Below are 6,471 nucleotides of genomic sequence, written 5' to 3'. Positions count from 1 at the left end.
AAGGTATTTTCTTTAATACTGAGTTACGCAACAAAAGTTCAAGCAAAATGCAGAAGAAAGCAATCCAGGCGAATACCTGATATTCTTCTTCGCGTTTGCTGAATTCTTTCACGTTCAACTTCGTTTTCTCCAGTTTGTCAATCTCCTGATAGACTTCCTTCAGCTTGGAATTGCTGGTGGCACGGAAATAATTTCCGTTCGTTGTACCTGCAATCTCGGTCAAAGTCTTTTCGTCTATCTCGACGGGGACATTCACATATTGCGTCCCTGCGTAGGTCTGCATCGGATAAGGAGCAGTTCCGTTTGTACCGACACCAATAGTGTAGATCCTGATTCCGAACTGTTTAGCTATCTCGGCTGCCGTCAGTGGAGAAATATCTCCACGGTTATTACTACCATCCGTCAGCAGAATAATCACTTTCGATTTAGCCTTGCTGTCCTTCAGACGGGTCACCGCATTGGCAATGCCCATACCGATGGCAGTACCATCTTCAATCAGTCCGCGCTGGGCGATATCGCCTTTAATGCTGTTGAACAGATTCAGCAGTACCCCATGGTCTACCGTTAGCGGACATTGGGTAAAACTCTCACCGGCAAAGATGGTCAGACCGATATTATCATTGGGGCGGCCGTTGATAAACTCGGAAGCTACTTGTTTGGCGGCTTCCAAGCGGTTGGGTTTCAAGTCTTCGGCCAACATACTGGTAGAAACGTCTACTGCTAGCATGATGTCGATTCCTTCTATTTCGGTATTCTGCCAATTGTCTGTGGTCTGAGGGCGTGCCAAGATCAGGATTACCATGATGATAGCCACCGTACGGAGTACGAACGGAGCATGCAGCAAGTAAATCTTCCAGCTTTTGGGTGCCTTCATGTACATGCGTGTGGTAGAAACCTGAAGCGTAGGCTCGGTTTTCTTCCGCTTCATGACGTACCATATTATATAAGGTATGAGCAGAATCAGCAGAAATAGATATTCAATATTTGCAAAAATCATTGTTCCTAGTATTTATTTGTTAAAACCAGAGGTTATATACACCACTCAGCACCTTATATAGAATTACCACAATCGCAATAACAATGATGCTGATGCTGCCCAGCAGAATCATTCTGCCCTGTTTGCTTCGCTTTTCCTCCACGGTGATTTCCGTAGGTTCGGGCTTTGCATTCGGGTCTGGTTCCACTTTTGTATTATTGATAAAGTCTACTGCGTTTACCAGATTCATATCGTTTTCATTCATCAACGGAGAATGTTTGGCGAATTTCACCAAGTCGGCAGTCTGGAACAAATACATCAAATCCTTGATAGACTCTTTGTCGTTGATTTCCTGTAGCTTATCAATAATTTCGGATGAAGTCATCTCCATAGCGTTAAAGCCGAATCGTTCTTCCATATAAGTACGGAGTACATCCGTCAGCTCGGTATAATAGGTCTTCGGATCGGCTGTACGCAAGGTTTTGTCTCCTTTGATACGCTCTATTTCCTTTAACGCCTGCTGGTGTGGCGGCAACTTCGGTTCAATCTTGATCTTCTTGATGATAGGCTTGTTATCTTTGTAGCGTACAAACAGGTAGTAAGCTAGTCCGCCCAAAGCAAGCATCAGCAAGGTAAGCCATACGATGGCCGATACGTCATCCCAGGTGATAGGTACTTCGCGAACGGTCTTCGGTCCGAAGAATTGTTCGGGATGCAGCGTATCTACCGGAATGGAATATACTTTTACGGCCAATGCTTTGGACCGGTAAGGCTCTCCGTTTACCATCACCTCGAATGGGGGAAGATAGTAAAGTGCCGAGTCAAAAGAAGTTATTGTATATTCCTGTTTTATCAGCATACGCTTTCCATCGTTCAGCATCTGGGTATCAGGCTTGGCTATATCCAATATCTCCACTCCTTTTACCAATGTATCGCGTAGGAACGGAAGTTGCAGTTTTTGCTTGGCATCCATGCTGATTTCCAGCTTCACTTTAGCCTGTTCGCCAATGAGAAGTTGCAGCGAGTCAATGCTGGCGTCTACCGTAACCTGCTGTGCCTGTGCCTGTCCGGCTGTTATCAGCATAATTGCACAAACTCCAGCTTTCAGGAACTTTTTGCTAGTATTCAGTATATTCATATTCTTTAATTTCGTTTAGCAAATAAGTTAAGCAACGATTTCACATAATCCTGATCCGTGCGGATAGATACAGAGTCCACATTACTTTTAGTAAATGTTTCATTCAATACTCCCTGACGCAGTATCCACCAGTCATTATGTGCGCGACGCAAAGCTCGTGACGAGGTGTCAATCCATTGCTCGTGGCCGGTTTCGGCATCGCGTACTTTCATCAGTCCCACATCAGGTAACTCTGCCATGCGGCGGTCGTATACCTGAATAGCTACGATATCATGTTTCCGGTTGGCAATGGTCAAAGCATTGCGGAAGTCGTTTTCATCTATAAAGTCGCTTATCATAAAGGTGGTGCAACGTTTTTTGATCACGTTGGTCAGATATTCCACAGCCGTTTTTATATCTGTACGCTTGCTCTCGGGCTTGAAATCAAGCAGTTCACGGATGATATAAAGAATATGTTTACGGCCTTTTTTAGGCGGAATGAATTTCTCAATCCGGTCTGAAAAGAAAATAACTCCGATTTTATCGTTATTTTGAATGGCCGAGAATGCCAATGTAGCGGCAATCTCGGTCACCATATCCTTCTTCAACTGCTTCACCGTACCGAAATCCAAGCTGTTCGAAACATCAATCAAGAGCATAACCGTCAATTCGCGCTCTTCTTCAAACACCTTGACAAAGGGTTTGTTGTAGCGGGCGGTTACGTTCCAATCAATGTCACGTACGTCGTCACCATACTGATATTCACGTACTTCCGAGAATGACATACCTTTGCCCTTGAATGCAGAGTGATACTGTCCGGCAAAGATATTGTTCGAAAGTCCGCGTGTCTTGATTTCAATCTGGCGAACCCGTTTTAATAAATCACTTGTTTCCATACTGTTCGTACTATGTTGTTTATTTATCCGGCGCATCGGTTTCTGTTTTTTCTCCTATCGAGAATGGTTTTTCAAACGGATGCATTTGGTGTTCCACCCATGTGGGATGGTGGTCCCACATAGATGAAACGGGAGTTCCACATGGGTGGAATGACAGTCCCACCCATGTGGAACTCTGTACTCAACCTTTTGTTTCCAAGGTTTCTTCCTAATTGTCAAGCAATTAAGAACTGCCTCAGAACACAATCCTTAGGGTACTTCCACTTTATTCAGGATTTTGCTTACAATTTCATCAGAAGACATATTCATAGCCTCTGCTTCGTAAGTCAAGCCGATACGGTGGCGAAGCACATCGTGAGCAACTGCACGAACATCTTCGGGAATTACGTAACCACGACGTTTGATGAACGCATAACTGCGTGCTGCCAATGCCAAATTGATAGATGCACGCGGTGAACCACCGAAACCAATCATGTCTTTCAGTTCTTTCAAGTCATATTTTTCAGGGAAACGGGTTGCGAATACGATATCAGCGATGTATTGCTCTATCTTTTCGTCTAGATAGACTTGGCGCACCACTTTACGGGCTTCCATAATATCTGTTGCTTTCAGAATGGGACGAACTTCGATTTTCTCTCCAGTAATATTTTGGCGGATGATTTTCTTTTCTTCTTCCAGCTTCGGATAGTCGATAATAACTTTCAGCATAAAACGGTCTACCTGGGCTTCGGGAAGCGGATAGGTACCTTCCTGTTCAATCGGGTTCTGAGTAGCCATTACAAGGAAAGGTTCGGGTAGCATAAAGGTTTCCTTGCTCAGTGTGACTTGACGTTCCTGCATGGCTTCCAGCAAAGCACTCTGTACTTTAGCCGGGGCACGGTTAATTTCATCGGCTAATACGAAATTTGCAAAAATCGGACCTTTCTTTGCTATGAATTGTTCGTCTTTCTGACTATAAATCATGGTACCGATAACGTCGGCGGGCAGCAAGTCTGGAGTAAACTGGATTCGGCTGTACTTGGCATCAATCAAAGATGCAAGCGTTTTGATCGCCAGAGTCTTTGCCAGACCCGGAACACCTTCCAACAGGATATGACCATCGGACAGTAAACCGATAAGTAATGATTCTACCAAATGTTTCTGACCTACAATAACCTGGTCCATACCAGTCATTAAGTTGGTTACGAACGCACTTTGTCTTTCAATTCGTTCGTTTAGTTCGCGAATGTCAATTGCTTCAGCCATAATTTTGTTTATTTAGTTGTTTCTTTATTGATCTAATAACGGGCTTGTAAATAGCCTTGTTCATTTAACGCAGCCAAAATTACGGTAATTAATTAACAGCGGCAACTAATTTTTATTAAAAAAGTAAAGTGCATCTCTACTTTTTAAAGGTTATTGGGCTAAAGAATTTTAAAATACAAAGATAAGGTTTGTAGAGTGAGAATATCAGTTGAGCGCACTTTTTTTACTTCTTGTATTTTGCCTGCTTTATTTAAGTCGAAAGCAGGCAAAATACAAGAAGTCTTATTTTTTAGGAGTTAATTCAGGAATACGCAGAGTAGTCCCTATGGGTACTCTGTCGGCATCTTTAATGATGTTTTTATTATGTTTCACGATATAGGGCCATAGCTTTTTTGTACCATAGAATTTCACAGCTAATTTTACCAGGCTCTCTCCTTCTCGTAATGTGTAATTAGTTTTAGTCCCTGTTATGTCATATTCTACAGTGTCGGCTAAAGTTTCTTTTTCAACATTTGCAGTTACAGCAACGCCAGAACTCTTTTTCGTACTAGGAGATACAGTCTGTTGTGATTGACTGATGGTTTCTTTTCTAGTAACATCCGTCCATATGTTTGCGGTATCTTTACCTTGCATTAATGAGTCATTAACCGGAATTGCAGGAATATCCTCTTCCAATTGTTCTTGGGTGTTTTTTATTGTAGCCGGCGATTGTAAATCCGAAGTTTTATCTGATTGCAAATACCAATATATGCCACCTGTGATGCAGACAATCAAAATGATAACAAGAATAATTCCCCGGGAAACTCTGTTCTTTTTCTCTCCTGAGATTTCTTGTGCTTCTGTTGTTTCCTCTATCTTCTGTTCTTTTTCAAAATTAGAAGTAACAGTTACCGTTTTTTCTGACGGGGTTGCCTCTTGTGGCACTATTATTTCCAAAGATGTTTTTTCTTCACAAGCTTTATGAGCAGCCAGTATGGCTGCATCGGCAATAGTCATAACTTCTTCTTGAGGTTTGTCTGTTACCTTGTTTCCTTCTATTGTTTCTGCTAAAGGAGAAACCGTTTGGGGAACAGCCGTTTCAACAACAATATCCTTTTCTGCTTCAGTGACAATATCTTCCGATTTTTTTCCCGGTTCTATAATTTGTATCTCTTCCTTTGTGATTTCAACAGAAGGTACAGGTTCTTCAATAATTGTTTCCTCAATAACCGGAATAGTGTCTTCAGCGGCAATGGGATTCTCATTTGGAGAATCTTCTGTATTTTCCGTTTCTATGAGTTCAACCTCTTTAGCCGCAACTGTTTGTTTAGGCTTAGGCGCGTTTTCGTCAACGGTATCTTCCTCCTCTCCTTCTATTTCTGTTTCGGTATCTTCCAATTTGGTATTCTCATTTAATATAACCGTTTCAAAATGAGCAAATGGCTTATTTATTAAATCTTTCATGCTGGAATCCGGAGTAAAAGATATTTTTGTATGACCCTGTATTTCAATTCTTTCCCCCGTATTTACGTTTACACTTTCACGACTCTCCACCTCTGTGAGTTTAAACGTACCTAGTCCTTTAACCTTTACATACTTTTCAGTAGCTAGAGCTTCCTCTATCAGTTCAAACATTCCTTTGACAAAGATTTCAGCATCTTTTTTAGTCATGCTGTGTTTCTCAGCCAAAAGTTCGATGATATCTTGTATGGTTACTTTCTCGCTCATGATAATATTATAAATAAGGGCTATTTTATTTAAACTTTTCTTTTAAGGTTACACTGGGTTTGTAAGTCAGCACTAACTTGGGGGGAATCAGCATACGTTGTTGAGTAGCCGGGTTAATAGAAATTCTTTCCAATTTTTTCTTAACCTCAAACGTACCAAATCCCTGAATTACAATGTTGTTGCCATCTTGCAATTCTTGGGTCATAACACCAATGACTGAGGATACCAATTGTGATGTATCTTTATTTGTATATCCTAGTTTACGTGATAATTCAGATATAAATTCTTTGTTATTCAAAGCTTAAAGTGTTAATTTGGTTGCTATATTAGTAAAAAAACAAACATTATCCAAACTTTATATGGGAAAAAGCCTATAAAATGCTGGCGTATAGGTCAAAATCATCGGCGGCTGTAATTTTCACTTTATAGAATTCACCTATTTTTAAGTACTCGTCATCAGCTTTTATCAAGACCTCAGGATCTACCTCAGGAGAGTCAAACTGGGTTCTGCCTATGTAGTAATCTCCTTC

6 protein-coding genes and 1 pseudogene are annotated in these 6,471 nt (G+C 41.3%); all 7 read right to left on the bottom strand.

Features of this window, described 5'->3' with window-relative positions:
• Positions 1–997 (bottom strand): vWA domain-containing protein (locus tag AB5935_RS22465; RefSeq protein WP_007835408.1); only part of this gene is annotated, 997 nt, incomplete at its 3' end.
• Positions 998–1,016: 19 nt separating this feature from the next.
• Positions 1,017–2,114, bottom strand: coding sequence for a BatD family protein (locus AB5935_RS22460; RefSeq protein WP_005841307.1), 1,098 nt, complete (start codon positions 2,112–2,114; stop codon positions 1,017–1,019).
• 5 nt (positions 2,115–2,119) lie between these two features.
• Positions 2,120–2,989, bottom strand: a complete 870-nt coding sequence (locus tag AB5935_RS22455; RefSeq protein WP_038612302.1) for a DUF58 domain-containing protein — start codon at positions 2,987–2,989, stop codon at positions 2,120–2,122.
• Positions 2,990–3,238: 249 nt separating this feature from the next.
• Positions 3,239–4,234, bottom strand: a complete 996-nt coding sequence (locus AB5935_RS22450) for an AAA family ATPase (protein WP_005841303.1) — start codon at positions 4,232–4,234, stop codon at positions 3,239–3,241.
• 282 nt (positions 4,235–4,516) lie between these two features.
• A complete protein-coding gene (locus AB5935_RS22445; RefSeq protein ID WP_038609703.1) occupies positions 4,517–5,941 on the bottom strand; it encodes an HU family DNA-binding protein in 1,425 nt (474 codons plus the stop codon).
• 25 nt (positions 5,942–5,966) lie between these two features.
• Positions 5,967–6,239, bottom strand: coding sequence for an HU family DNA-binding protein (locus AB5935_RS22440; RefSeq protein ID WP_007842988.1), 273 nt, complete (start codon positions 6,237–6,239; stop codon positions 5,967–5,969).
• 73 nt (positions 6,240–6,312) lie between these two features.
• A pseudogene (locus AB5935_RS22435) lies at positions 6,313–6,471 on the bottom strand (30S ribosomal protein S12 methylthiotransferase RimO); the annotation flags it as partial.

The sequence above is a fragment of the Phocaeicola sp. RTP21198st1_B8_RTP21198_201120 genome (assembly GCF_040929485.1).
GTDB classification, from domain to species: Bacteria; Bacteroidota; Bacteroidia; order Bacteroidales; family Bacteroidaceae; genus Phocaeicola; species Phocaeicola dorei.
Note: the sequence above shows the minus strand (reverse complement) of the source record. Positions and strands in the feature narration are given on the sequence as shown.

Coding starts and splice junctions, on each gene's coding strand:
- AB5935_RS22455 (WP_038612302.1), bottom strand. CDS start 2,989: ATGGAAACAAGTGATTTATTAAAACGGGTTCGCCAGATTGAAATCAAG.
- AB5935_RS22450 (WP_005841303.1), bottom strand. CDS start 4,234: ATGGCTGAAGCAATTGACATTCGCGAACTAAACGAACGAATTGAAAGA.
- AB5935_RS22460 (WP_005841307.1), bottom strand. CDS start 2,114: ATGAATATACTGAATACTAGCAAAAAGTTCCTGAAAGCTGGAGTTTGT.
- AB5935_RS22445 (WP_038609703.1), bottom strand. CDS start 5,941: ATGAGCGAGAAAGTAACCATACAAGATATCATCGAACTTTTGGCTGAG.